The sequence below is a fragment of the Streptomyces sp. NBC_00386 genome (assembly GCF_036063235.1).
Classification (GTDB): Bacteria; Actinomycetota; Actinomycetes; order Streptomycetales; family Streptomycetaceae; genus Streptomyces.
In genome coordinates this window covers 8,178,268-8,204,606 of record NZ_CP107950.1, presented here as the reverse complement: position 1 = coordinate 8,204,606, position 26,339 = coordinate 8,178,268, and the positions used below count along the sequence as shown (strand labels likewise).

General features: G+C 70.3%; 22 protein-coding genes and 1 pseudogene. 12 read left to right on the top strand and 11 right to left on the bottom strand.

Going from position 1 to position 26,339, the window contains the following annotated elements:
- The 3 genes from OG780_RS36165 to OG780_RS36155 are packed head-to-tail and all read left to right on the top strand — an operon-like array spanning position 1 to position 3,519.
- On the top strand, positions 1–996 hold the full coding sequence (locus OG780_RS36165; RefSeq protein WP_328458626.1) for a sugar phosphate isomerase/epimerase family protein: 996 nt from the start codon (positions 1–3) through the stop codon (positions 994–996).
- A 20-nt stretch (positions 997–1,016) separates the two neighbouring features.
- The gene (locus OG780_RS36160) at positions 1,017–1,844 is read left to right on the top strand and encodes an MBL fold metallo-hydrolase (RefSeq protein WP_328455325.1); all 828 of its coding nucleotides are present in this window, start codon (positions 1,017–1,019) and stop codon (positions 1,842–1,844) included.
- Positions 1,845–1,863: 19 nt separating this feature from the next.
- Positions 1,864–3,519, top strand: coding sequence for an alpha-keto acid decarboxylase family protein (locus tag OG780_RS36155; RefSeq protein WP_328455324.1), 1,656 nt, complete (start codon positions 1,864–1,866; stop codon positions 3,517–3,519).
- Between the two features lie 58 nt (positions 3,520–3,577).
- Here OG780_RS36155 and OG780_RS36150 read toward each other — a convergent pair whose 3' ends face one another.
- Positions 3,578–4,702: a PLP-dependent cysteine synthase family protein gene (locus OG780_RS36150; protein ID WP_326789349.1), complete on the bottom strand. Its 1,125-nt coding sequence runs from the start codon at positions 4,700–4,702 to the stop codon at positions 3,578–3,580.
- 339 nt (positions 4,703–5,041) lie between these two features.
- On the opposite strand from OG780_RS36150, the gene OG780_RS36145 reads away from it, so the two are divergent.
- Complete coding sequence (locus OG780_RS36145) at positions 5,042–5,365, top strand: hypothetical protein (RefSeq protein WP_328455323.1); 324 nt, start codon at positions 5,042–5,044, stop codon at positions 5,363–5,365.
- A 214-nt stretch (positions 5,366–5,579) separates the two neighbouring features.
- A complete protein-coding gene (locus OG780_RS36140) occupies positions 5,580–6,095 on the top strand; it encodes an ATP-binding protein (RefSeq protein ID WP_328455322.1) in 516 nt (171 codons plus the stop codon).
- A 62-nt stretch (positions 6,096–6,157) separates the two neighbouring features.
- On the opposite strand, the gene OG780_RS36135 is transcribed toward OG780_RS36140, so the two are convergent.
- The 5 genes from OG780_RS36135 to OG780_RS36115 form a co-directional block, all read right to left on the bottom strand.
- On the bottom strand, positions 6,158–8,719 hold the full coding sequence (locus OG780_RS36135) for an ABC transporter permease (RefSeq protein WP_328455321.1): 2,562 nt from the start codon (positions 8,717–8,719) through the stop codon (positions 6,158–6,160).
- The gene (locus tag OG780_RS36130) at positions 8,716–9,474 is read right to left on the bottom strand and encodes an ABC transporter ATP-binding protein (RefSeq protein WP_326789345.1); all 759 of its coding nucleotides are present in this window, start codon (positions 9,472–9,474) and stop codon (positions 8,716–8,718) included. The genes OG780_RS36135 and OG780_RS36130 overlap by 4 nt, the downstream gene beginning before the upstream one ends.
- On the bottom strand, positions 9,471–9,776 hold the full coding sequence (locus OG780_RS36125; protein ID WP_326789344.1) for an SHOCT domain-containing protein: 306 nt from the start codon (positions 9,774–9,776) through the stop codon (positions 9,471–9,473). Before OG780_RS36125 ends, OG780_RS36130 begins: the two co-directional genes overlap by 4 nt.
- Before the next feature lie 247 nt (positions 9,777–10,023).
- Positions 10,024–11,262 carry an ROK family protein gene (locus tag OG780_RS36120; RefSeq protein WP_326789343.1) on the bottom strand — a complete coding sequence of 413 codons (1,239 nt, stop codon included), beginning with the start codon at positions 11,260–11,262 and terminating at the stop codon, positions 10,024–10,026.
- 147 nt (positions 11,263–11,409) lie between these two features.
- Positions 11,410–12,087: an alpha-ketoglutarate-dependent dioxygenase AlkB family protein gene (locus OG780_RS36115; RefSeq protein ID WP_328458624.1), complete on the bottom strand. Its 678-nt coding sequence runs from the start codon at positions 12,085–12,087 to the stop codon at positions 11,410–11,412.
- Between the two features lie 59 nt (positions 12,088–12,146).
- Between OG780_RS36115 and OG780_RS36110 the strand changes: the two genes are divergently transcribed.
- Positions 12,147–13,301, top strand: a complete 1,155-nt coding sequence (locus OG780_RS36110; protein WP_328455319.1) for a methyltransferase — start codon at positions 12,147–12,149, stop codon at positions 13,299–13,301.
- Between the two features lie 145 nt (positions 13,302–13,446).
- On the top strand, positions 13,447–14,844 hold the full coding sequence (locus tag OG780_RS36105; protein ID WP_328455317.1) for an FAD-dependent oxidoreductase: 1,398 nt from the start codon (positions 13,447–13,449) through the stop codon (positions 14,842–14,844).
- A gap of 103 nt (positions 14,845–14,947) precedes the next feature.
- Here the strand turns inward: OG780_RS36105 and OG780_RS36100 are convergent, their stop codons facing one another.
- The 3 genes from OG780_RS36100 to OG780_RS36090 form a co-directional block, all read right to left on the bottom strand.
- Positions 14,948–16,180, bottom strand: coding sequence for an MAB_1171c family putative transporter (locus OG780_RS36100; protein ID WP_328455315.1), 1,233 nt, complete (start codon positions 16,178–16,180; stop codon positions 14,948–14,950).
- 477 nt (positions 16,181–16,657) lie between these two features.
- Complete coding sequence (locus OG780_RS36095; protein WP_328455313.1) at positions 16,658–17,509, bottom strand: class II fructose-bisphosphate aldolase; 852 nt, start codon at positions 17,507–17,509, stop codon at positions 16,658–16,660.
- A 95-nt stretch (positions 17,510–17,604) separates the two neighbouring features.
- A complete protein-coding gene (locus OG780_RS36090) occupies positions 17,605–18,486 on the bottom strand; it encodes an SIS domain-containing protein (RefSeq protein ID WP_328455311.1) in 882 nt (293 codons plus the stop codon).
- A gap of 122 nt (positions 18,487–18,608) precedes the next feature.
- On the opposite strand from OG780_RS36090, the gene OG780_RS36085 reads away from it, so the two are divergent.
- Positions 18,609–19,388, top strand: a complete 780-nt coding sequence (locus tag OG780_RS36085; RefSeq protein ID WP_328455309.1) for a DeoR/GlpR family DNA-binding transcription regulator — start codon at positions 18,609–18,611, stop codon at positions 19,386–19,388.
- A 197-nt stretch (positions 19,389–19,585) separates the two neighbouring features.
- Positions 19,586–21,031 (top strand): glyceraldehyde-3-phosphate dehydrogenase, encoded by a 1,446-nt coding sequence (locus OG780_RS36080; protein ID WP_328455307.1) that lies wholly within the window; start codon positions 19,586–19,588, stop codon positions 21,029–21,031.
- A gap of 220 nt (positions 21,032–21,251) precedes the next feature.
- Here the strand turns inward: OG780_RS36080 and OG780_RS36075 are convergent, their stop codons facing one another.
- A complete protein-coding gene (locus OG780_RS36075; protein WP_328455305.1) occupies positions 21,252–21,704 on the bottom strand; it encodes a hypothetical protein in 453 nt (150 codons plus the stop codon).
- A gap of 334 nt (positions 21,705–22,038) precedes the next feature.
- Between OG780_RS36075 and OG780_RS36070 the strand changes: the two are divergent.
- Positions 22,039–23,225 (top strand): annotated as a pseudogene (locus OG780_RS36070) (MFS transporter).
- A gap of 116 nt (positions 23,226–23,341) precedes the next feature.
- A complete protein-coding gene (locus tag OG780_RS36065; RefSeq protein WP_328455303.1) occupies positions 23,342–24,106 on the top strand; it encodes a maleylpyruvate isomerase family mycothiol-dependent enzyme in 765 nt (254 codons plus the stop codon).
- A 129-nt stretch (positions 24,107–24,235) separates the two neighbouring features.
- Here OG780_RS36065 and OG780_RS36060 read toward each other — a convergent pair whose 3' ends face one another.
- Positions 24,236–24,649, bottom strand: a complete 414-nt coding sequence (locus tag OG780_RS36060; RefSeq protein WP_328455301.1) for a MarR family winged helix-turn-helix transcriptional regulator — start codon at positions 24,647–24,649, stop codon at positions 24,236–24,238.
- 85 nt (positions 24,650–24,734) lie between these two features.
- Here OG780_RS36060 and OG780_RS36055 point away from each other — a divergent pair, with 85 nt between their 5' ends.
- Entirely contained in the window at positions 24,735–26,285 is a 1,551-nt protein-coding gene (locus OG780_RS36055; protein WP_328455299.1) for an MFS transporter, read from the top strand.
- The last annotated feature ends 54 nt before the right edge of the window (positions 26,286–26,339 follow it).

Here is a 26,339-nt window from a genome sequence, read left to right as displayed (position 1 = left end):
ATGAACGCGCAACTCGGACGAGACGTCTTCTTCAGCTTCTTCATGTTCACGGCTGATCTGCGGCCACAGGACACGGGGTACAGCCGGATACTGATCGATCACCTGAAGGTCCTGACCGACATGGGCTACGACGGCTTCGACGTGCATATCGCCGCTCAGCCCCCGAGTGTCGATCACAAGCTCGAGGTCGACCGTTACGCGGGCCTCAAGAAGGCGTTCGAGCGGGCAGGGCTCGGGGAGGTGAAGTTCACCACCAACGTCGGGACCACGCGCACCTTCGACCCGACCTCTCCCTACGAGGAGCAGCGCGGGCAGGCCCTGTCCTACCTCAAGTCACGCGTCGACATCACACGCGTCCTGGGCGGCGACTCGATCATGTCCGGGCCGTTCATCTACCCCTACGGGGTCTTTCCGGTCACGGACACCGATGAGCCGATCTGGAGCGACGCCCTGCAGGACTGGATGAAGCCGCGTTATGACGCGGCGCGTTCCGTCTTCGAAGAGCTGCTGGAGTACGCCGCGGCGCGCGAGGTGAGACTCGCCGTCGAGCCCGTCAAGAGCTGGGAGACACCGCCGCCCAACATGGTCTCGGAGGTACTGGACTTCCTCGAGGGCCTCGACCACCCGCAGGGTGGCGTGACGATCGACACGGCGCAGGTCGTGATGGAGAGCCAGGGTCCGTCGGTCCTCAAGGAGAACGTCGCGAGAGCGACACGGCAGGACCGGCTCTACTACGTCCACATCTCCGCACCCGACCGGGGAGCGGTGAAGGACAGCTGGGTCCCGTGGGACGTCCTCTCGCGCGAGATCGAGCCGGTGTACCGCGGGCCGTACCTGATCGAGGTGTTCAACGCGATTCCGCCCTTCGACAGCTCCATGCGCATGGCACGCCGGCGTTTCTGGCGGCCCGGCGAGGACGACCCGGTGCCCGGCGGGGACAGCGCCTACGACGTCGCGCGGGCCGCGTTGGAGGAGCTGCGAGAGAAGACCGCCTAATTCAAGGAAAGGGGACTCCCGTGCCGGCTCAGGTGTCGGATCCCATCACCATGGTCGTGAAGCAGACGGGCGACGTCCGTATTCACACCTTCGTCGCGTCCTTCACGGGCAGCAACATCGCGAACGCCACGCATGTCATCGAAACCAAGAACCAGCTCGTTCTCGTCGACTCGCAGTTCCTCTCCCCCTACGCGAGAGCCTTCAGGGAGTACGCGGACAGTCTGGGCAAGCCGGTCGAAAGGCTGTACATCTCCCACAGGCACCCCGACCACTGGTTCGGCCTCGGGACCGCGTTCACCGACGTCACGGTCCACGCGCTGTCCGAGACCATGACGTTCATCCGCGATCATGGTGAGGACTCGCGAAGCGACCACTGGAAACTCGGCGACCTCGCCCCGGAGCGCATCGTGGTTCCGGAACAAGTGGCCAGTGCCGGCGAAGACAAGATCGACGGGGTCAGGTACGTCTTCGACCGGGTGACGGACACCGAGATCGACTACCACCTCACCATCAGGCTTCCTGATCTGGGCGTGTATTTCACTCAGGATCTGGTCTACAGCGGCACCCATCTGTACCTGACGAAACACATGGACCACTGGATCCGGGTGCTGCGCGACATGCTGCTGTCGGACTACGAGTTGTTCATGCCGGGCCACGGTCTCCCGGCCGACAAGAACGAAGTCGCCCGCAACATCGAGTACCTTTCCGCCGCTCGGCAGGCAATCGGTGACGGGCTGACAGGCGACGCCTTCAAGAGCTTCATGCTGCAGCGGTATCCGGAGCGCAAGTGCCCCGGGATCTTCGACATCTACATGCCCCGACTGTTCGGCGGCGCGAGCGACTACTGACCACGGAGGTGCCTCGACCATGACCGAGAGTTGCACTGTAGGACAGTACTTGGTGGACCGGCTCCGCCAACTGGGGCTGGAGCACCTGTTCGCCATCGCGGGAGACTACTCGATCGAATGGCTGAACCGGTACGTCGCGCCGAGCGGCACGAAAATCATCGAGGAAGTCAACGAGGTGAACGCCGGTTACGCGGCGGACGGATACGCGAGACTGAGGGGAATCGGCGCACTCTGTGTCACCTACTCAGCGGGCGCGCTGTGCGCCGTGAACGCCGTCGCCGGCGCCTACGTCGAGAGGGTGCCACTCGTACTGATCAACGGCACACCGAGCGTCAAGAAGACCATCACCTTCGAACAGACCGGCTTCAGCGCGCATCACTTCATCAGCGGACGGGAAACGGATCTCCAGTCGTTCGAGCACCTGACGGTGGCGGCCGTACGGATCGACAATCCGGACCTCGCGCCGACGCTGATCGACTACGCACTGACCCGGTGCATCAGCGAACGGCGCCCGATCTACATCGAACTGCTCCAGGACATGGTCGACTTGGAGTGCGAGCCGCCGGAAGGCGTTCTGAAGCCGGTCAGGGCTCTGTCGGACGAGACCAGCCTGGAACAGTCGGTCGCTCGGATCCGCGCGCAGCTCGAAAGCGCCGAGAATCCTCTCGTCTGGCTCGGCGTGGAGATCGACCGTCTCGGCCTTCAGGACAAGGCCATGCGTCTGATCCAGCAGCTGAACGTCCCGTTCGTCACGGAACTTCTCAGCAAGGCCGTCCTCTCCGAAGACGACGCGCTGTTCGTCGGCGTGCTCGACGGCCAGGCGTCATCGAAGGTCGTGACGGATCTGGCCGACACGTCCGACTTCGTCCTGGCGCTCGGGGTGTGGCTGACGGACATCAACTCGCTCGGCTGGGACCCGGACTACGACAAGACCGCGTTCGCGTCGTTCGACGCGGTCAAGTTCGGGACCTATTTCGGCGGGCAGGTCGCGCTGGAGCACCTGATCGACGGCATCCTGGCGGAAGAGATCGCGCCCAAAGAACGGAAACTGCCGGAAATCCCGGCTCGCAGCGCGCCGACCATGGAAAAGGCCGAGGTCATCACGTACCAGGGGTTCTACGACTACATCCAGCGGTACGTCGACAGGAACACCATCGTCGGTGCCGACGCGAGCATGAACTACTTCGGGAGCCTGCTGCTCGACGTGCCCAGCCCGGGAGGGTTCATCGTCCAGTCGTCCTACTCCTCGATCGGCTACAGCGCGCCGGCCGCGACGGGTATCTGCCTGGCGAAGGGTCCCGACCAAAGGGTCATGGTCTTCTCGGGTGACGGCGGCTTCCAGATGACGGCCCAATGTCTCTCGACCCAGACCCGGTTGGGGCTGGATCCGATCATCTTCGTCATCGACAACGGCGTCTACGCCGTGGAGCAGTGGCTCGCCGACGCGGCGGTGTTCCACTCCGACGAACCGTTCTACAAGCCCTGCGAGCTGCACCGGTGGAACTACAGCATGCTGGCGGAGGTCTTCGGTTGCCGGGGCTGGGAAGTCGGCACGTACGGCGAGCTGGAGGATGCCGTGACGGATGCGCTGGGGAACTCGACCGGTCCGTCCATCGTCCAGGTCCGCGTGCCTGAGAAGACGATCCCCGACAATGCGAACTGGAAGGCCCGGTAGCGGGACGGGGCTCCTCGCTCCGGAGCGCGACGAGGGCGCATGAGGGGGCCGTCCGGGGTCAGGCCGGCCAGACGCCCGTCTCCAGCAGGGAGTTGATCGCCGTCATGTACGGTGCGATGTCCAGGCCCTGTTCGGCCAGCCACGCGTCCGAGTAGTACTTGTCGAGATAGCGGTCGCCGGGGTCGCACAGCAGCGTGACCACGCTTCCCCTGCGCCCCTCGGCCACCATCTCGGCGACGATCTTCAGGGCGCTCCACAGGCCGGTGCCGGTCGAGCCGCCCGCCTTGCGGCCGATGACCTGCTCCAGCGCGCGGACGGCTGCGACGCTCGCCGCGTCCGGCACCTTCATCATGCGGTCGATCGCCCCGGGCACGAAGCTCGGCTCGACGCGCGGTCTGCCGATGCCCTCGATGCGCGAGCCGCGGTCGCAGGTGACGTCCGGATCGCCGGTGGTCCAGCCCTCGAAGAAACAGGAGTTGTCCGGGTCGGCGACACAGATGCGGGTGTCCGCCTGCATGTAGTGGACGTAGCGGGCGAGGGTCGCCGAGGTGCCGCCGGTGCCGGCCGTGGCGACGATCCACGTGGGTTCCGGGAACCGCTCGAGGGCCAGTTGGCGGAAAATGGATTCGGCGATGTTGTTGTTCCCGCGCCAGTCCGTGGCCCTTTCCGCGTAGGTGAACTGATCCATGTAATGACCGCCGGTCTCGGCCGCGAGGGCGACGGACTCCGCGTAGATCTTGCGCGAGTCGTCCACGAAGTGGCACTGCCCGCCGTGGAATTCGATCAGCCGGCACTTCTCGGCACTCGTCGTGCGCGGCATGACCGCGATGAAGGGCACACCGACGAGGCCCGCGAAATAGGCCTCGGACACGGCCGTCGAACCGCTGGACGCCTCGATCACCGGGCGGCCGGGCCGGATCCATCCGTTGCACAGGCCGTACAGGAACAGCGAGCGGGCCAGCCGGTGCTTGAGGCTGCCCGTGGGATGGGTCGACTCGTCCTTCAGATACAGGTCGACGCCCCACTCCTCGGGGAGCGGGAAGCGCAGCAGATGGGTGTCCGCCGAGCGATTCGCATCCGCTTGGACCTTCCGGACGGCTTCTTTGAGCCAGCTCCGGTACTCCGGGTCGCTGCGGTCGACATCGAGGGTCTCACCGGTCCGGATCGGCTGGGGAGTGCTCACGGGAAGGCTCCTAACGCGTGGCGCCGACACCGCTTCGGCTGGTCGGACGCCTCGATCATAAGCACCTTCCGCACGCTCCTCACCTGCATAAACACACCTTTGAGCGACCCAAAGCCGTCCCTGGGGGACGCCGGGAATCCGAATCCGGGGATCAGGGAACCCGGCTCCAGGGGGGCGCATCCCGGCCTTTGCTCCCGTCACCCCCACCACCTCGCCATACGCACTGGTGCTCGGCGCGACCTGCGGGCAGACTGCACCGCGCGGGGCGGTCGCCCCCGACGTGGATGCACACTGGGTCACGACAGGGCACAGCCGGAGCGCACAAGGGGGCGGAGCATCATGGCGGAGCCGGAGTTCACGGCCACGGGCGTGCGGATCGGGAAGAGGCTGCGTTCGCTCACCCGGGCCGGACAGGTCCGGATCAGCGACGGCAGGCTGGAACTGCTCACCAGCTACGGCAGCGAGATCGACAGCGCGCCGGTGCAGGCGGTGCGCGCCTCGAAACCCTGGTTCGCTCACGAGGACCGGGCGTTGGCGGATGTCAACGGCACGCGGTACTCGCTCACGCTCGGCGAGCACGATCCGGCACCCGGCCGGCCGGGGCCCCCGTCGGCGCGCCGCTTCATCGAGGCGGTCCGCAAGGCGGCGGGACGCGGCCGCTGAGGTGCGCCGACCGCGCCGGCCCCACGTCCTGAGGCATCGCGAGTTGCGGGACCGTGGCCCCTGAGTCACTCTGATGTCACATCACTCTGGGTTCACCGGCGATAACGCTGCGAACCAGCCCGCCGGTCGTCACAGCAGGCGGCCGTTCAACTCAGCCACTCTGCTGGATCCGATCTCCGCCTTCTTCCGGACCTCAATTCGGGGAGTCGCAGCCGTGATCAGCCAGCCAAGCAGGCATTGCACGGTGGAGCTCCAAGCCCTGCCGTCGCGGATCGGCCAGGTCCGCAGAATCGTCTCTGCGCAATTGCGCTACTGGCATCTGGACCCCTTGATAGACCGGGCCGCGCTCGGGGTGACCGAGCTGTTGTCGAATGTCCACCGGCACGCCCAGCCGGACAAACTCTGCACCGTGGAGATCGAGCTGCTGCTCGACCGGCTCACTGTCTCGGTGCACGACCACGACCCCCGGCTTCCCGTGATACGCGAAGCCGACCCCGGCTCCACCTGCGGACGCGGCCTCGCCATGGTCGCGGCGGTCAGCGAGAGCTGGGGTGTGCGCCCCGACGGCGAGTCGGGCAAGGTCGTATGGTTCACGCTTCCGGCGTCCACCCCCGTGGTGGCGGCTTCGCTGCGTCCGCCGTACGAGACCGCGAGCGAGGTCACGCTCCGGCACACCGTCGACGTACTCAGGCCGGAACACGCTCCCGCCCGGTCGGCCGTTGCCGGCTGACCGGGCGGTGACCCCCCTCTCGTACGCCGCTCGCTCACGGGCGCCGTACGGCATCGGGTGGCTCACTCCGTGGCGATGGCCCGCAGCACGTCGAGACGGGCCGCCCGCCGTGCCGGACGCAGTCCCGCGAGGGCCCCGGCCGCGAGACCCACCAGCGCCACCACCACGAGACGCAGCGGCGGGACCGCGAAGGCGAAGGCGCTGTCCGACGCTCCGTCGGAGGCCTCGACCAGCACCCAGCCGAGGAAGGCGCCGAGGGCGAGTCCGCCCGCCGTGCCGAACGCGGCGACGAGGACCGACTCCCAGCGGACCATGGCGCGCAGCTGCGCCCGGGTCTGTCCGACGGCCCGCAGCAGACCGAGTTCCCGGGTGCGCTCGTGGACCGCGAGCGTGAGGGTGTTGGCGATGCCGAGCAGGGCGATGAGCACCGCGAGGGCCAGCAGCGCGTAGACCAGGGTCAGCATCATGTCGATGCCGGCCGCCGAGGACTGCGCGTACTCGTCCCGGGTCTGCACCTCGGGGTTGCCGTACCGCTCGGCGACCGTCTCCACCGCGGCCTTGCCCTTTGCCGGGCTCACGCCGTCCTTGAACGAGACGGCGACGAGCGTGTCGGCGTCCTGGGTGCGGTGCGGGGCCCAGGCGGCGCGGGTGATGACGTAGTCGCCCGCGAGTTCCGACCGGCCGTAGACGGCACGGACGGTGAAGTCGGCCTTCTGCCCGTCGGTGAAGGCCAGGCGGGCCGTGTCGCCGGTCGCCAGGTGCTGCTTGTCGGCCTCCGTACGGGTGATGGCGATGCCGTCGGTGCCGAGGCCGTTCAGGGAGCCCTGTACCTGGCCGAGGTCGAAGACCTTGCCGAGCGCGACCGGGTCGGTGACCGTCAGCGCACGGCCCTGGCCGTTGACCTCGGCGACCCCCTTGCCCAGTCCCACGGCGTACTCGACCGAGGGCTGACGCGCGAGGGCCGGGGCCAGTTTCGGGCTGAGACCGCTGCCGCCCGCTCCGAACGACGGCGTGCTGACGGCGACGTCACCCGCGAAGGAACGCGAGACCGTCTGGTCCATGGTGGCCTTGAGCGAGGCGCCGAAGACCGTGAACAGCGAGACGACCGCGACGCCGATCATCAGGGCGCCCGCGGTGGCGGCGGTCCGCCTGGGACTGCGCAGCGCGTTGCGCCGGGCGAGTCCGCCGGTGACGCCGCGCAGTCTGTCCAGGGGCGCGCCGAGGACCCGTACGGCGGCCGAGGACGCGACCGGACCGAGGACGACGAAGGCGGCGAGGGCCAGTACGGCGCCGAGTCCGGCGAGCCACAGCGACGGGGTCAGCAGGACACCGGTCAGGGTGACGCCCACCGCCAGGGCGGCCAGTCCCCCGCCCGCCGTCGCCCGTACCCGCGAGGCACCGGACTCGTCGACCGCGGTCTCCCGCAGGGCGGCGAGCGGAGCGGTGCGTCCCGCACGGGCGGCCGGCAGCAGGGCGGAGCCGAGACAGACGACGACGCCGACACCCAAGGGCAGCAGCATGGACAGGCCGCTGATCACCAGGCCCCCTTCGGGGAAGGGGAATCCGATGGCCGGGAAGAGGGCCTGGAGTCCGGCCGCGATCCCGATGCCACCGGCGATCCCCACCGCCGAGGCGGCCACGGCGACGACGCTCGCCTCGGCCAGGGTCGACGCGGTGACCTGCCTGCGCGAGGCGCCGAGGGCGCGCAGCAGCGCGTTCTCACGGGTGCGCTGGGCGACGACGATCGCGAAGGTGTTGTGGATGGAGAAGGTCGCCACCAGGAGCGCGATGCCGGAGAAGACGAGCAGGAGCGTGGTGAAGAGCGTGAGGAACTGGCTGGAGATCATGTCGGTGTTCTCCCGCGCGGAATCCTGTCCCGTGATGGCCTCGACCCCCTTCGGGAGTACGGGAGTCAGAGCGGAGACGAGCTCGTCCTGGCCGACCCCGGGGCCGGCCCGCACCCGGATACCGGCGGCCTCGCCGGGCCTCGCGGTCAGGTACTTCTCCGCGTCGGCCTGGGTCATCCCGGTGAAGGTCACCTGGGCCATGCCGTCCTCGCCGCCGAAGGTCGCGAGGCCCACGATCGTCACCCGGACGGGGTCGGGCGTGCGCAGGACCGTCGTGTCGCCGATCTTCAGGTGACCCTTCTCGGCGGCCCCCCGGTTGACGACGACCTCGCCGGACTCGGCGGGGGCGCGGCCTTCGGCGAGCCGGTACGCGTTGAGCTTCGGGTCGTCGATCCAGTTGCCCGCGAGGGTGGGCGGGCCCTGTCCGCCGACGGGTTTCCGGTCGGAGCCGACGAGCTGGCCCGCGCCCTGGATGTCGGGCGCCGCGGCCGCGACTCCTGGGACGTGCTCGATCGTCCTGACCAGATCGGTGCCGACGGGCGCGCGGACGCCCTGGCTCTCCCCCGGGGTGGTGATGACGCCGGCGCTGCGGACGACGGCGTCGGTGCCCTTGGTCGCGTTGCCGAACATCGTGTCGAACCCGGCGCGCAGGGTGTCACCCATGACGAGGGTGCCGGCCAGGAAGGCGACGCCGAGGAACACGGCGAAGAACGTCCCGGCGAAGCGGCGTCCGTGGCCGCGCAGCGACGAGAGGCTGAGGCGCAGTGCGGCGTTCATACCGGTGCCCCCTTGCTGTCGAAGGCCTTCATGCGGTCGAGGACCTTGTCGGCCGTCGGGTTCTCCATCCGGTCCACGAGGCGTCCGTCGGCGAGGAAGACCACCTCGTCGGCGTGCGCGGCGGCGACCGGGTCGTGGGTGACCATGACGACCGTACGGTCCATCCGGCGCACCGCCCGGCCGAGGAGGCCGAGGACCTCCTGGCCGGAGCGGGAGTCGAGGTTGCCGGTGGGTTCGTCGGCGAAGACGACGTCGGGTTCTCCGGCGAACGCCCGTGCCACGGCGACGCGTTGCTGCTGTCCGCCGGACAGTTCGCTCGGCCGGTGGTGGAGCCGGTCGCGCAGACCGACGACGTCGACGAGGGCGTCTGTCCAGGCGCGGGAGCCCTTGGTCCCGGCGAGGTCCATGGGCAGGGCGATGTTCTCGGCGACCGTGAGCGTCGGAATCAGGTTGAACGCCTGGAAGACGAAGCCGATGCGGTCCCGGCGCAGCAGGGTCAGACGGCGGTCGTCGAGGGTGCCGAGCTCGGTTTCGCCGATGTACGCGGCTCCCGAGGTGAGGGTGTCGAGACCGGCCGCGCAGTGCATGAGGGTGGACTTGCCCGAGCCCGAGGGGCCCATGATCGCGGTGAAGCGGCCGGCCGGAAAGCCCACGCTCACCCCGTCGAGGGCCCGGACGGCGGTGTCGCCGCTGCCGTAGATCTTCACGGCGTCGACGACACGTGCCGCGTCCGGGCGGGCGGTCGCGGTGGTCATGCCGCACCGCCCTTGCCCGTACGTCCGAACTGCTCGTCCAGGACGGACAGCCGGCGCCAGTACTCGTCCTCGTCGATCTCTCCGGAGGCGAAGCGGCGGCCGAGCACGGCGATCGGCGAGTCACCCACCGGCAGGGACCCGCCGGGGCCGAAGCCGCCCGTCGCCCGCCAGGGGCCACGGCGTCCGCGCCAGGCGGTGCGCCGCAGCACGGTGACGACGCCGATCACGACGGCCGCCCAGATCAGCGGGAAGAACAGGATCCACGGGCCGGGGCCGCCGTCCCAGTTCGCCAGGGTCTGCATCTCGAGTCATCTCCTCGGTGGAACCACGCCTCTGCGCGGGATCTCTTGGTGATGCTTCGAGACTCGCCCCGGCAGGGGGGTCAAGTCGTCGTACGGCCAGCGGCCGTACGCGTACCTCCGCGGGAGTACACCGGGCGCCCCGGGCTGCTTCCCGCGGCGGCTGGTGCCCCGGCAGGCAACGTTCGCCGGCGGCCCGGGGATGTCGTATCGCAGCCGCGACTTCGCCCTGCCCCGGTGCTCCCGAGGGTCAGACGGGCAGCGCCTTCAGCGGATCGTCCAGGACCGGCTGCCAGGCCAACTCGGCCGCTCCGACCAGGCTGTTGTGGTCCAGGGTGCAGGCGAGGATCGGTACCCCGCCGCTGCGCCCCCACAGGCTGCGGTCGGCGACGACGGCGCGCAGCCGGTCCGGGTCGGCGTCCAGCAGGGCGCGGTGCAGTCCGCCGAGGATGATGCGGTCCGGGTTGAGAATGCTGATGAGACCCGCCAGGCCGAGGCCGAGGCGGTCGATCAGCGCCTCGATGGCCGTGCGGACGGACGGATCGTGGCTCTCGTCGCGGATCAGCTCGTTGGACTGCTGGAGCAGCGACACCTCGGGGCCGGGGGCCCGGCCGGCCGCGGTGAGGAAGGCCAGCGGGTCGGCCTCGACGTCGAGACAGCCGCGGCTTCCGCAGTGGCAGGGACGACCCTCGGGATTGACGGTGAGGTGGCCGACTTCGAGGGCGAGCCCCGAACTGCCGGTGTGCAGACGCCCGTCGAGCACCAGGGCACCGCCGACGCCACGGTGTCCGGTGGCCACGCACAGCAGGTCGCGGGCGCCTCGCCCCGCTCCGTGCCGGTGCTCGGCGAGGGCGGCGAGGTTGACGTCGTTGGCGGCGAACGCCGGCCCCTCGATCCCGGCCGCGCGCACCCGCTCCGCGAAGATCTCCCGGACGGGGGCCCCGGCGGGCCAGGCGAGGTGCAGTGGATTGAGCGCGAGCCCTTCGGGTTCGGTGACGGCCGACGGTACGGCGAGCCCGGCGCCCACACAGCGGCGCCCGGTCTCGCGGAGCAGTTCGGCGCCCGCGTCGACGACCGAGCCGAGCACCTTCGCCGGATCGGCGTCGACGGTCTCACAACCGGGCGCGGTCGCGACGATCCGGCCGCCGAGGCCGACCAGGGCGGCCCGGAAACCGTCGGCGTGCACCTGCGCGGCCAGCGCGACGGGCCCGTCGTCGGCGACCTCGAGCCGGTGCGAGGGCCGCCCCTGCGAACCCGCGGCGGCACCGGGCCGCGCGTCGACGCGGATCAGCCCCAGCGCCTCCAGCTCCGCGGCCACCGCGCCCGCGGTCGCCCGGGTGACTCCCAGCTCGGCGGTGAGCACGGCACGCGTCGGCGCGCGCCCGGTGTGCACAAGTTCCAGCGCCGGTCCGAGCGCTCCGCGCCCCCGGTCGAGCCGTGTCCGCGTGCTGCCATCCCCCGCCGTCCGGGGGCCCGCCTTGCCGTTCATGAGGGCGAGTCTCCCATGATCCGCTCCCGCGGGGCCCGTCCGGTCGCGGCCGCCGCCGCACGACCGTGGCGGCGTCCGCCGCCCGGGACTGCCCGACGGTTCGCGTCGTCGCCCGTCGCACGGCAGACGGGAATTGCCGGACAGGCCCTATCGCGCAGGCTCCGGCGGGAAGCCGCCGGCGCGGAGCGTGAGGTTCAGCCGCCCGGTCAGTCCCAACTCGGGGGGCGCCGTGCCCGCGTACACCTTCGGTACTCCGTGGTACGCGAGCCGTGACGGGCCGCCGAACACGAAGAGGTCGCCGCTGCGCAGCTCGATGTCGGTGTACGGCCGTGTCCGGGACTCCGTGTTGCCGAACCGGAAGACACAGGTGTCGCCCAGGCTGAGCGACACGACCGGGGCGTCGCACGATTCGTCGCTGTCGCGGTGCATGCCCATACGGGCTTCGGCGTCGTAGAAATTGATCAGCGCGATGTCGTACACGGCGGACGGATCCGAGCCGGGGGCGTCGGCGCCGAGGGCGTCCGTGACAGCGTCACGGGCCAGCCGGCCGAGCCGGTCGGGGAAGGGCTTGACCGGCGAACCGTCGCCGTCGACCACCGTGCGCGCGTAGCCGTACGGGTACCAGTGCCGGCCAAGACAGACCTGGCGTGCGGTCATCGTGCCTCCGCCGGGGGTGCGGACGGTGCGCAGGCCCGCCGGGGGACGGGCCCAGCCTCGGCAGGCTTCCACCATCAGGCGCTGGCCTCGGGCGTCCAGCCAGTCCGGAAGGTGCACGGCGCCCGGCGCGATCTCCGTCCTGCCGCGCGGGAACAGCTCCGCGTCCATCGACATGCCCCCATCCTCGCGCACCTCAGGCACTCCGGGTCGCATAGCCTTGACCCACGATGAACGACCGAATGACGACACCCTGGGGCGAGTACGAACTCGCCCGCTTCCCCGAGGACCCGCGCGACCGGCTGCGTGCCTGGGACGCCGCCGACACCTATCTGCTGCGGCACCTCGCGGAGAGCGGCACCCCGCTGACGGGTTCGGTCGTGATCGTCGGCGACCGCTGGGGCGCCCTCACCACGGCGTTGTCCGAGCGGCGGCCGACGCTGGTCACCGACTCCCACCTGGCGCGAGAGGCGACCCGCTCCAATCTGGCGCGCGCCGGTGCCGAGGAGTCCGCGGTCCGGCTCCTCACGACACAGGACCCGCCTCCCGGGCGGATCGACGTGCTGCTCGTACGGGTGCCGAAGAGCCTCGCCCTGCTGGAGGACCAGCTGCACCGGCTGGCACCCGGCGTGCACGAGGGAACGGTGGTGATCGGCACGGGGATGGTCAAGGAGATCCACACCTCGACGCTGCACCTGTTCGAGCGGATCCTCGGTCCGACCCGCACGTCGCTGGCCGAGAAGAAGGCCCGCCTGATCTTCTGCACCCCGCTCCAGGGGATCGCCCGGAGGGCCAACCCCTGGCCGTACAGCTATCTGCTGCCCGACGACGTCGGCCCGGTCTCCGGCCGCACGGTGGTCAACCACGCGGGAGTCTTCTGCGCCGACCGCCTCGACATCGGCACCCGCTTCTTCCTCGGGCATCTGCCCCACAGCCGGGGCGCCGAACGGGTCGTGGACCTGGGCTGCGGCAACGGCGTGGTCGGTACGGCCATGGCGCTCGCCAATCCCGAGGCCGAGGTGCTGTTCGCCGACGAGTCGTTCCAGGCGGTGGCCTCGGCGGAGGCGACGTACCGGGCGAACGCCGACGGAAAGGCCGAATTCCTCGTCGCCGACGGGCTGGAGGGAGTGCCTTCCGGGAGTGTCGACCTCGTGCTGAACAATCCCCCGTTCCACTCCCACCAGGCGATGACGGACACGACCGCCTGGCGGATGTTCTCGGACGCCCGGCGCGCGCTGCGGCCGGGTGGCGAGCTGTGGGTGATCGGCAATCGCCACCTCGGCTACCACCTGAAGCTGCGCCGCCTCTTCGGCAACAGCGAACTGGTCGCGGGTGACGCCAAGTTCGTGATTCTCCGGACCGTGAAGAAGGACGCCGGGCGGTAGGGCTCGTCCGACCGGGGCGGGGCTGCCCCGGGGGACGCCCGTGTTCGACCCCGCGGACAGAATCCGCTCACTTTTTGATCACCCCTGGACACCTGCGCCTACAACCGTAAAGTGATGCCGATCACCAATGACAACTGGGGGAACCATGTCGCGCCGCGCTGTCGTCATCGGCGGGAGCGTGGCCGGCATGCTCGCCGCCGCGGCCCTCTTTCGGTCCATGGACGAAGTGATCGTCCTGGAGCGCGACGAGCTGCCCGACAGACCGTCCCCGCGCAAGCGGATCCCCCAGGCACGGCACGCCCACGTCCTGCTGCCCAGCGGACGCGACGCCATCCAGGAACTGCTTCCGGTGGCGAACGTGCACCGGCGCCTGCTCGCCGCGGGAGCGCGCGAGCAGCCCATGACCGACATGCTGGGTTTCGGCCCGCAGGGCTGGCAGCGACGCTGGCCGACCGTGACCGACGACCTCCTGCTCACCTGCTGCAGCCGTGACCTGCTCGACTGGACCCTGCGTGACGCGGTCCTGAGCACCACTCCCGTCGTCGTCCGCCGTGCCGAGGCGCTGTCCCTGGTGGGAACGGCGGAACGCGTCACCGGTGTACGGGTCCTCTCCGAAGGCCTCGAGGAGGAGCTGCGCGCCGATCTCGTCGTCGACGCGAGCGGACGGGGTTCACGTGTCGAGCACTGGCTCGAGGGGCTCGGCGTGACGGACATCCCCACCGACGAGGTCGACTCGGGGCTCGTCTGCGCCAGCCGGGTCTTCCGCGTCCCGTGGGGCGCGGAGGACTTCCCGCTGACCCAGGTCGAGGCGGACCCGACGGATTCCCGGCCGGGGCGCTCGGGGACTCTGGTGCCGATCGAGGACGGCCGCTGGCTGGTAACGCTCGCCGGCACCCGCGGCGGCGAACCCACCGCCGACCCCGGGTACTTCACCGACTTCGCCCTCCGCCTGCGCCACCCGCTCATCGGTCAGCTCGTCTCCGTCGCCGAGCCGCTCGGCGAGGTGTTCCTCAGCCGCAGCACCCGCAACCGGCGCCGTGACTTCGAGAAGGCCGTGATGCCCGAGGGCCTGGTGGTGCTCGGTGACGCCGTCGCCACCTTCAACCCCGTGTACGCGCAGGGCATGTCCGTCGCGGCCCTGGGTGCCCAGGCGCTGAGCCGGCAGCTGCGTCAGACCGATGTCACCGCCCCGGGCTTCGCCCGCGACGTCCAGCGGGCGGCCGCCAAGTCCGTCTCGGCCGCCTACACGATGAGCACGTCCCAGGACCAGTGGTTCCCGGAGGTCGTCGGCAGGGCTCCGAGCCTCGCGGACCGGCTTCTCAGCCAGTACATGGGCCGGATGGCACGTGTGGCGACCACCTCGTACTCCGTGTCCGCGGCCAGGTGCAAGGTCGCGACGCTCCAGGCCGACACGAGCCGTCTGCTGCACACCGAGCTGCTCGTGGCCACGTTGAAGGGCCCCGTCATGGAGCCGTTGACCGGGCCTCCGCTGACCACCGAGGAGAGCGCCTTCCTCGACTCCGTGGGCCCGCTCGCCGTGTGACGGCGCGTGCCGTACGGGCGTGCGTCCGACCGGACGCACGCTCCCGGCCTCCGCCCCGCCGTCGTACGAGCGTCCGCTGCGCACGCCGCCGCGTCGGGCGCGGTCAGGACAGCTGTCGCACCGCGGTCCTCCGGGACTGGATCGCGGCGTCGACGATCGGCGTGCGCACCGCCTTGGACAGGCTCAGCAAGGACGGCTGCCCCGTGTCCAGCGACCGCGAACCGCCCGCCGGCCGTCGCACGCGCGCGCTGACCGAGACCACCACATCGACGTCACCGACCGAGATGCCGATGGTGCCGGTCTCCGCCATGGGTGTCGGCGTCTCGGCCAGAGCGGCCACGGCGACCATCGCGGCCATCCCGATCACCTCGGCCTCCGCCGCCGAGAACCCGGCGGCCAGCGCGTCCCGGCAGGCACGGCTGCGCACCTGGTCGTCGAGCTGCCCGGCGAGCCGCTTGAGGCCGTCACGGATGGCGGTTTCCCGTGTGGTGAGCCGCAGTTCGACGTCGCCGATCATCCGCCACGACAACGCGGTGACGCAGCGCCGGCGGCTGGTCGGTCCCGCCAGCAGACGGAACAGCGGACGCAGCCGCACGAACGCGACGGCCGAGTCGATGCGCGGACCGACGAGGGGAAGGATGTAGCCGGCCGAGGCCAGACAGGAACCGACGGCCACCAGCGGTGCGACGCTGGTGCTGAGGCTGTCCCAGCGGTGCCCGAGCCAATGAGCGCTCAGCGCCACGGACTTGACGATGCCGTAGGCGCTGGTGAACAGCCAGCCCAGCACGAGCAGGGCCAGCGAGCCCCGGGTCCAGCGTTTCACCTTCCGTATCCAGCTCCAGCACAACAGGGTCGTCGTCACCGCGGCCACCATGTGCGCCACCAGATACAGCACGATCATCTCCCGGATGAACGGCGTCGAGGCGTAGTAGGTGTCGAAGTCGGCCCGGCGTTCGACCGGCGCGTCGCCCAGCGAGAACAGCAGGCCCTCGGCGGCGATCACTCCCAGATAGCTGAACAGCCATGCCCGGGACGTGCGCCGTACCTGGGCGGGGTCGTTGCCCCGCCAGTGCACGATGAGGATGAGGGAGGCCGCGCCGAAGGCGGTCACCGCGCCGTAGGTCAGCGGCGCCGCGATGTTCGGAATGCCGGTGAGGCTGTTGACGAGAATGACGGTGGGCGGCGCACCGAGCACGAAACAGAGTCCCGACAGCAGGATGACGGCGCAGAACGACCGCTTGAGCGGGTCTCTGCGGTGGCGGCGCAGGTCGGGCAACTGGGCGGCGAGTCCCATCCAGAGGACGGCCGCGGCCAGGTAGTAGATCAGTCCGTTCACGTCGAGCCCAGAGGGACGCGTGGGCCGAGTTCCCGGTGCGCGCCGGGGGACGGGCGCAGTCCCCGACGCACGCTGGAGTGCCGGCCGGTTCCGGGCAGCGCCTCGTTCACCGGGGCATACACCCCGTCGTCGCGCGCCGACACACGGATACCAGCCAGAAGTTGACCGCTCAAGGCCTTCTCCGTCCTGCGCCCGGCCCGGTGCCGGCCCTGCCCCGAAAACACCGCAAACCCCTGCTCCCCGCATCCATGGGGCATACGGACGCGTGCCCGAGTGACCTCCGGGGCGAAGCTTCACCCGCGAGCGTACCGTGCCCTTTCGGCCTCCTCATGGTGGTTCACCCTAGCCACCTTGTCACCCGCTCGAACTGCCGTCGGTGCAAAAGCACATACGTGGAAACCGGCTTCCACGCGACCCGGTACCCGCCGAGCGGCGGCTTCAGGGGCGCATATCCGGCTGTAGCGGCACCTGGACGGCTCACCCCCGCAGCACGCCGATGAGCTCCGCCACCGTCCGCGCCATCGCCTCCCGTCCCACGCCCAGGTACTTCCGTGAGTCCACGGCGTCGGGGCTGGCCGTGAGGAACTCCCGGATGGCGCCCGTCATCGCGATGTTCAGCGCGGTCCCGACGTTGACCTTGGCGATGCCGCCCTGGACGGCCGCCCGGAGCTCCGCGTCGGGCACCCCGGAGGAACCGTGCAGGACGAGAGGGACGCCGAGCGAGGCCGCAAGGCGCTTGAGCAGGTCGTGGTCGAGTGCCGCGGTCCGGGTGGTCATCGCGTGCGAGCTGCCGATCGCCACGGCCAGCGCGTCCACACCGGAGTCCACCACGAAGGCGCGGGCCTCCCCGGGGTCGGTACGGGCACCGGGCGCGTGCGCGTCCCGCGGGGGCTCACCGTTCTTGCCGCCGATCTCTCCCAACTCCGCCTCGATCCACAGGCCTTGGGAGTGCACCCAGTCGGCGGCGGCCCGGGTCACGGCGAGGTTCTCCTCGTAGGGCAGGTGCGAGGCGTCGTACATGACGGAGCTGAACCCGGCTTCGGGTGCCTGGCGCAGCAGTTCGTCGCTCTGCACGTGGTCGAGGTGCAACGCGACGGGCACGGAGGCCCGTTCGGCGGCGGCGGTCGCGGCACGGGCCAGTGGGAGCAGTCGTCCCTGACGGAACTTGACCGCGTTCTCGCTGACTTGGAGGACGACGGGCGCGCCGACCGATTCCGCCCCCGCTATGACGGCCTCTACGTGTTCCAGCGTGATGACGTTGAACGCGGCGACGGCGGTCCGGGCCTCGGCGGTCCGGGCGACCAGCTCACCGGTTGCGGCGAGGGGCACAACTCCTCCTGCTCCATGGGGGATCGAGCCGGTTCTGCGACTTCTGCGACTTCGGCGGCTTCGGCGGGTTCAGGGGTGCGGTGGCTTCGGCGGCTTCAGGGGCCGAGAATCACCGAGCGGGTGAGGTGGCGGGGCCGGTCGGGGTCGAGGCCGCGCGCCGCGGCGACGGCGACGGCGAGGCGCTGGGCGCGGACGAGTTCGGCGAGCGGGTCGAGGCCGCCGCCCACCCACAGCCCGCCGGTCTCCCGGACCTGTTCGGCCAGCCCCTCGGGTGCTTCGCCGAGCATCCAGGTGGCGGTGCCGTGGGTCGTGATGCTGATGGGGCCGTGCCGGTACTCCATCGCGGGGTAGGCCTCGGTCCAGGCGAGAGAGGCCTCCCGCATCTTGAGCCCGGCCTCGTTGGCGAGCCCGACGGTCCAGCCACGACCGAGGAAGGTGAACTGCGAGCAGTCGACGAGCCCTTCGGGCAGCGGGGTGCCGAGCGCGGTGCGCGCGTCCGCGACGACGGTCTCGCCGTGCAGGCCGAGATGGGCGCGGAGCAGGGTGAGCGCGGTCGTCGCGAAACGCGTCTGCACGACGGAGCGCTCGTCGGCGAAGTCGAGCACGACGACGTCGTCCGCGCACTTCATCACGGGCGTGTGCGGATCGGCGGTGACCGCGGTCGTACGCGTGTGTCCGCGCAGTCGTCCGAGAAGGTCGAGCACCTCGGTGGTCGTCCCGGAGCGCGTCAGGGCGACGACGCGATCGTACGAGCGGCCCGCGGGGAACTCCGAGGCGGCGAAGGCGTCCGTCTCCCCCTGCCCGGACTCTTCGCGGAGCACGGCCGCGGCCTGTGCCATGAAGAACGAGGTGCCGCACCCCACGATCGCGACGCGTTCCCCCGCCGCCGGCAGCGCGGCTTCGTGCGTCGCCGCCTCGTCGGCGGCGCGGATCCAGCACTCGGGCTGGCTGCTCAGCTCTTCCTCGACATGCGTCATGCCGTACCCCTCCCGCTGATGCTTGTTTCTGCAAGATATAGCGATGTTTCGAGCACAATCAAGCATTTGAACGCACCGGGGGTGCGTTAAGGTCGCGAAGGACCGAGGAATGGAGGGCGCTGATGTCGCGGGACGCCCGGTGGAAGGCACTGCTGGAACTGCTCGTGGAGCGGGGCCGCCTGGACGTCGAGGAGGCCGCGGCACGGCTGGAGGTCTCGGCGGCAACGATCCGGCGCGACTTCGACCAGCTCGCCGAGCAGCAGATGCTCGTGCGCACCCGGGGCGGAGCGGTCGTGCACGGCGTCTCCTACGAACTCCCCCTGCGCTACAAGACCGCCCGGCACGCCTCGGAGAAACAGCGCATCGCGAAGGCGGTGGCGGACCTCGTCGCCCCCGGCGAGGCGGTGGGCCTCACCGGCGGCACCACGACGACCGAAGTGGCCCGCTCCCTCGCCGTACGCCCGGACCTGGCGTCGGGCTCCCCCGCACTGACCGTGGTCACGAACGCGCTGAACATCGCGAACGAGCTCACCGTGCGCCCCCAGTTCAAGATCGTGGTGACCGGTGGGGTCGCCCGGCCGCAGTCGTACGAGCTGATCGGGCCGCTGGCGGACGGCGTACTCAAGCAGATCACCCTGGACGTCGCCGTGCTCGGCGTGGTCGCGTTCGACGCCACGCACGGCGCCGCCGCCCACGACGAGGCGGAGGCGGCCATCAACCGCCTCCTGTGCGAGCGGGCCGAACGCGTGATCGTCGCCGCCGACTCCAGCAAACTGGGGCAGCGCGCGTTCGCCCGTATCTGCGCGGCCGAGTCCGTGGACACACTCGTCACGGACGCGGCGGCCGGACCCGAGATGATCGGACGGTTCGAGGAGGCCGGGGTCGAGGTCAGGGCCGTATGACCCTCCGGCACCTCTTCCGGCCGCCCACCCGCGCCTGAACCGATGGCGCACGCGCCTCCCGTCGGGCCGGAAGGGCCGAAACCCCCTGCCCTGGAAGCCTGACGGACGCCTGCCTCCCCACGAGTGGACACCGCATGAACATCAGAAAGAGGGTCCGGTTACCATATGAGCGCCACCTAGCTCGAAAGATGATTCCTGTGACTGTCAACGACGACGCGTTCACCAACTGGAAGACCCGCGAAGAGATCGCGGAGTCGATGATCCCCATCATCGGGAGGCTGCACCGGGAGCAGGACGTCACCGTCCTCCTGCACAGCCGCTCCCTGGTGAACAAGTCGGTGGTGAGCATCCTCAAGACCCACCGCTTCGCCCGGCAGATCGCCGGCGAGGAGCTCTCGGTCACCGACACGCTGCCGTTCCTCCAGACGCTCACCACGCTCGACCTCGGCCCGTCCCAGATCGACATCGGCATGCTGGCCGCGACGTACCGGGCCGACGACCGCGGCCTGTCCGTCGAGGAGTTCACCGCCGAGGCGGTCTCCGGCGCCACCGGCGAGAACAAGATCGAGCGCCGCGAGGGACGCGACGTCGTCCTCTACGGCTTCGGCCGCATCGGCCGCCTCATCGCCCGCCTGCTGATCGAGAAGACCGGCTCCGGCAACGGCCTTCGCCTGCGCGCCATCGTCGTGCGCCAGGGCGGCGACCAGGACATCGTCAAGCGCGCCTCGCTGCTGCGCCGCGACTCGATCCACGGCCAGTTCCAGGGCACGATCACCGTCGACGAGGCGAACAGCACGATCATCGCCAACGGCAACGAGATCAAGGTCATCTACGCCGGCAATCCGTCCGAGATCGACTACACGACGTACGGCATCAAGGACGCCATCCTCGTCGACAACACCGGCAAGTGGCGTGATCGCGAGGGCCTCTCGAACCACCTGCGCCCCGGGATCGACAAGGTCGTCCTCACCGCTCCGGGCAAGGGCGACGTCCCCAACATCGTGCACGGCGTCAACCACGACACGATCAAGCCGGACGAGCAGATCCTGTCCTGCGCCTCCTGCACCACCAACGCGATCGTGCCGCCGCTGAAGGCGATGGCCGAGGAGTACGGCGTTCTGCGCGGCCACGTGGAGACCGTCCACTCGTTCACCAACGACCAGAACCTGCTGGACAATTACCACAGCTCCGACCGCCGGGGCCGCTCCGCGCCGCTGAACATGGTCATCACGGAGACGGGTGCCGCCTCCGCGGTCGCCAAGGCGCTGCCCGATCTCAAGGCGCCCATCACCGGAAGCTCGATCCGCGTCCCGGTGCCGGACGTCTCGATCGCGATCCTCAGCCTGCGCCTGGGCCGCGCGACCACCCGCGAGGAGGTCCTCGACTACCTCCGCAACGTCTCGCTGACCTCGCCGCTCAAGCGCCAGATCGACTTCATCAGCGCCCCCGACGCGGTGTCCAGCGACTTCATCGGCTCGCGCCACGCCTCGATCGTCGACGCCGGCGCCACCAAGGTCGAGGACGACAACGCGATCCTCTACCTCTGGTACGACAACGAGTTCGGCTACTCCTGCCAGGTCATCCGTGTCGTCCAGCACGTCTCCGGCGTGGAGTACCCGACGTTCCCGGCTCCGGCGGCCTGAGCCGCCGGTCTGCCCGGAGGTTCCCCTCGGGTCGGCGAGGGGTGCCCGGGCTGTCACGGCTCGCGCCTGACCAGCTCAGTCGACAGGGCCGCGACACACACTGAGGGCCGCCATCCGTGTTCCGGGTGGCGGCCCTCGGTGATCGCCCGAACGGCGAGGGAGTCCTCGGGGCTCAGGTGACCCGGGTTTCACTCGCGGGCCTGTCGGCGCGGCGACGGGGTCAGGGACAGATCCAGCAGTAGAGGCGGGCATCCCGCGAGACCGCTCGACCGGCGAGCTCGGACAGCCGTTCCAGGAAGCCGGCGAGATCCTCTGGATCAGCCGGGTGGTAAAAGGTGCCCTCGGTGCTCGACCAGTCGGAGGCGACGTCGCGCAAAGAAGTGGCTTCGCAGGTCGCGAGCGCGTCCCGGAAGGTGTCCGTCAGCGACACCACCACCAGTTCGCCGTCCCCCAGCATCCCGATGAGGCTGCCGTGCCGGGGGTCGCACCGGACATCGGCGGCGGACCGTCCCGTCACGAGTGCCTCGGCGGGCGTCAGCTCCACCACCGGATCGACGCCCTTGATCACCAGTTGGTCATAGCCGGTCCCGCTGGGCTCACCGTCGTCCCGGACGACGGCTCGAACAGCGTCGTCGTCATCAGCGGCGGCGAAGTAGCCGTAGAGAACACCCATGGACAGATCGTCGCATCCGCTGCCGACAGCGCCGAAGGTCGATGGAACATCTGCGAACCCCAACCCGTCCCCCAACAGACCTAGACCATGGTCAAGAGGTGATCCGCGGGGGTGTAGCCGATCTTCCAGTCTGCATAGCCCCCTCTCGCCCGACCCGCACCCGCCGCACCGGTACACGCCTGCCCGACCGGGGCTCGACGGAGGCCCGAGCAGGGCTCCACCCCGCTCCCACCAGCGCATTCGTACGGCGGCGCCTCTCGCGTCCCGCCCCCACGGCCCCCTTGCCCCGAGCGTGGCAGCCGTCTAACGTGAGTTTGTGCCGCAAATAAACAAAATGGTTCCGCACAGCGTCGTGCCGGATCGCTCCCTCACCCGACTCCGCGTGATCATCACCGCCTTCTTCGCCCTCGACGGCTTCGTGTTCGCCGGCTGGGTCGTGCGGATCCCCGCCATCAAGCAACAGACCGGCGCCTCCGCCGGCGCTCTCGGCCTCGCGCTTCTCGGCGTCTCCGCCGGTGCCGTGATCACCATGATGCTCACGGGGCGGCTGTGCCGACGGTTCGGCAGTCACCAGGTGACCGTGGCCTGCGGGGTGCTGCTGTCCCTGAGCATCGTCCTGCCCCCGCTCGCCGGCTCGGTACCGGTCCTCGGACTGTTCCTGCTGGTCTTCGGCGTCGGCTACGGCGGTATCAACGTCGCCATGAACAGCGCGGCCGTCGATCTCGTGGCAGCTCTGCGACGCCCCGTGATGCCCAGTTTCCACGCGGCCTACAGCCTGGGCGGCATGCTCGGAGCGGGCCTCGGCGGGCTGGTCGCCGGGTATCTGTCACCCACACGCCACCTGCTCGGCATCGCCGTCATCGGCCTGCTCGTGACCGGCGTCGCGGGACGCGCGCTGCTTCGGGAGGACGCCCCGGTGTCACCGGATCGCCCACGGGGTGACGCCCCCGAGGTCGACGCCCCCTTGCCGGCTCCCGCGCCCGTGGCCTGGTGGTGGTCTTCGGGCTGATCGCCCTGTGCACCTCGTACGGCGAGGGCGCGCTCGCGGACTGGGGCGCGCTCCATCTCCAGCAGGACCTGGACACACACCCGGGGACAGCCGCCGCCGGATACTCGTGCTTCGCCCTCGCCATGACGATCGGCCGGCTGAGCGGGACGGCACTGCTCGAACGGCTGGGCCGGACCCGCACCTTGGTCATGGGCGGCACGATGGCCTCGCTCGGCATGCTGCTCGGTTCACTCGCGCCCTCCGTCTGGCTGGCTCTCGTCGGCTTCGCCGTCACCGGGCTCGGGCTCGCCAACAACTTCCCCGTGGCGGTCGACAGGGCCGGCGCCCTCGCCGGAGCGAGCGGGGTCGCGGTCGCGTCCACCCTCGGGTACGGGGGCCTGCTGCTCGGGCCGCCCGCGATCGGGTTCATGGCCGACTGGTACTCCCTGCCGACGGCACTCACGAGCGTGGCGGCACTGGCGGCCGTGGCCGCCCTGATCGGATTCGCGACACGCCGGGCCGCCGTGGGCTGACGGGCGACAGCGGCAGGGCGAAGAGCGAGGAGCGGCAAGCCCGAACTCGGCCCCCCTCCCCCGCACTTCGGCCTCGCACCCCGCGTGCCCGGCCCGCGTCGGGCACAATTCCCGGCATGGAGACTCGGGAGTTCGTGGAAACCCTGGACCGGGAGGGCCGGTCACTGGCCGCTGCCGCGGAGAAGGCGGGCGTCGACGCCGAGGTCGTGACCTGCGCGGGCTGGCAGGTAAGGGATCTGGTGCGGCACACGGGCATGGTCCACCGCTGGGCCACCGCGTTCGTCGCCGAGGGGCACACCTCGTACCACCCCGACGGCGGTCTGCCGGATCTGGACCACGACGAGTTGCTCACCTGGTTCCGCGACGGGCACGCCCGGCTCGTGGACACCCTGGCCGGCGCCTCGCCGGACGTGCGGTGCTGGAGCTTCCTGCCGGCACCCTCGCCGCTGGCCTTCTGGGCACGTCGACAGGCGCACGAGACCACGGTGCACCGGGTCGACGCCGAGTCTGCGCTCGGCGTCGAACCCACCCCCGTCCCGCCGGACTTCGCGGTCGACGGGATCGACGAGTTGCTGCTCGGATTCCACGCGCGGGACAAGAGCAAGGTCCGGACCGAAGAACCCCGTGTACTGCGCGTGCGCGCCACGGACCGCCCGGACGCCGTGTGGACCGTACACCTGTCGTCCGGAGCACCGCTCGGTGAACGCGGCGGTCACGCAGGCCCGGGCACCGACGAGAACGCGGACGTGGACTGCGAGTTGGCGGGACCGGTCGCGGGGCTCTACCTGGCCCTGTGGAACCGCGCGCCTTTCCCGGGCGTGACGGGCGACGCCTCGCTCGCCACCCTGTGGCGGGAGAAGTCCGCCATCACCTGGAACTGAGGACACGACCGGACGGCCGCCCCCCAGAGGGCGGCCGGCTCCAAGGGGCGACCGGCTCCAGGCACATGGGCCCCTGAACACGGCAACGGGCAAGGCGACCGGACAGCCCGGTCAACCCGGTCAACCCGGTCAACCGCAGGATGGCGCCGGGCCGCCCGCCAGCATCCGGGACAGGACCGCGCGCTGCAACGGCAGTACCTCACCGTGCAGTTCGCGCCCCTTCGGCGTGACGCACACGCGTACACCCCGCCGGTCCTCGGCGCACATCCCGCGCGTCACGAGGCCGTCCTTCTCCAGGCGTCCGACCAGCCGGGACAGGGCGCTCTGGCTGAGGTGGACGCGCTCGGAGATCTCCTGGACCCGGAAGCTGGGGCCGCCGTCCGTCGCGGCACCCGCCACCAGCAGGTCCAGGACCTCGAAGTCACTGGCTCCCAGGCCATGGGGGTGCAGCTCGCGGTCGAGCTCGCACAGGGTACGGGCGTGCACCGTCAGGATGTCGCGCCACTGGTCCACGAGCCCTTGCTCGGCATTCTCGGCCGCCATGCACGCACCGTAGCAAAGAATCAACTTTGTTGCATCAGAATTAAATGCACTTGCAATCAATGCATGCGCATGTACTGTCGGCGGTATGACCTCTCCGCTCACCCACCCCGTGCCGGGACGCTGGACCCCCCGGCTGTGGGGCACCTTGCTCGTGCTCTGCGCCGCGATGTTCCTGGACGCGCTGGACGTGTCGATGGTCGGCGTGGCACTGCCGTCCATCGGCTCCGAACTCGACCTCTCCACCTCGACCCTCCAATGGGTCGTCAGCGGCTACATCCTGGGCTACGGCGGGCTGCTGCTCCTCGGCGGACGCGCCGCCGACCTGCTGGGCCGCCGCCAGGTCTTCCTGGTGGCCCTCGCGGTGTTCGCGCTCGCCTCGGTGCTCGGCGGACTCGTCGACTCGGGCCCGCTGCTGATCGCCAGCCGCTTCATCAAGGGTCTGAGTGCCGCGTTCACCGCACCCGCGGGCCTGTCGATCATCACCACGACGTTCGCCGAAGGTCCGCTGCGCAATCGCGCGCTCTCGATCTACACCACCTGTGCGGCCACCGGATTCTCCATGGGCCTGGTCCTGTCCGGTCTGCTCACCGAGGCGAGCTGGCGGCTGACCATGCTGCTGCCCGCGCCCATCGCCGTCGTCGCCCTGTTCGCGGGCCTGAAGCTCATCCCGCGCAGCGAGCGCGAGAGGAACCACGGTGGTTACGACATCCCCGGCGCCGTCGTCGGTACCACCTCGATGCTCCTGCTCGTCTTCACCGTCGTCCAGGCGCCCCAAGCCGGCTGGGGATCGGCCCGGACCCTGCTGTCCTTCCTCGCCGTCGCCGTGCTGCTCAGCGTCTTCACCGCCATCGAGCGACGCAGCCCGAGTCCGCTGATCCGGCTCGGCGTGCTGCGCTCCGGCAGCCAGATCCGGGCCCAGCTCGGCGCGATGGCGTTCTTCGGCTCGTACGTCGGCTTCCAGTTCCTGGTCACGCTGTACATGCAGTCGCTGCTCGGCTGGTCGGCCCTGCACACCGCGCTCGCCTTCCTGCCGGCCGGCGCGCTGGTGGCGCTGTCCTCGACCAAGGTCGGGGCCGTCGTCGACCGGTTCGGCACACCGCGGCTCATCGCGGCGGGCTTCGCCCTGATGGTCACCGGGTACGCGCTCTTCCTGCGCGTCGACCTCGACCCGGTCTACGCGACACTCATCCTGCCGACCATGCTGCTGATCGGCGCCGCGTGCGCCCTCGTCTTCCCGTCCCTCAACATCCAGGCGACCAACGGCGTCGACGACCACGAGCAGGGCATGGTCTCGGGCCTGCTCAACACCTCCGTGCAGGTCGGCGGCGCGATCTTCCTCGCGGTCGTGACAGCCGTCGTCACCGCGAACTCCTCCGAGGGGTCCTCGCCCCAGGACGTCCTCGACAGCTACCGGACCGGCCTGATGGTGGTGACCGGCATCGCCCTGGCGGGACTGCTGATCACACTGCCCGGCCTGCGCGCCCGGCGGCCGCGGGAGTCCGTCGTCGTCGCCCGGTCCGAACAGACCGACCAGGTCGGCCCGTCCGACCCGACGGCTCTGTCCAGCCGGTCCGTTCGCTCCGGCCGGACGGTGGGGGAGCCGGGGGCGGAGCGGGTCGGCGTCCACGATCGGTGAACACCTCCGACGCGCGCCCGGCGGGGTCCTTGCCCCGCCGGGCACATGGCTGTT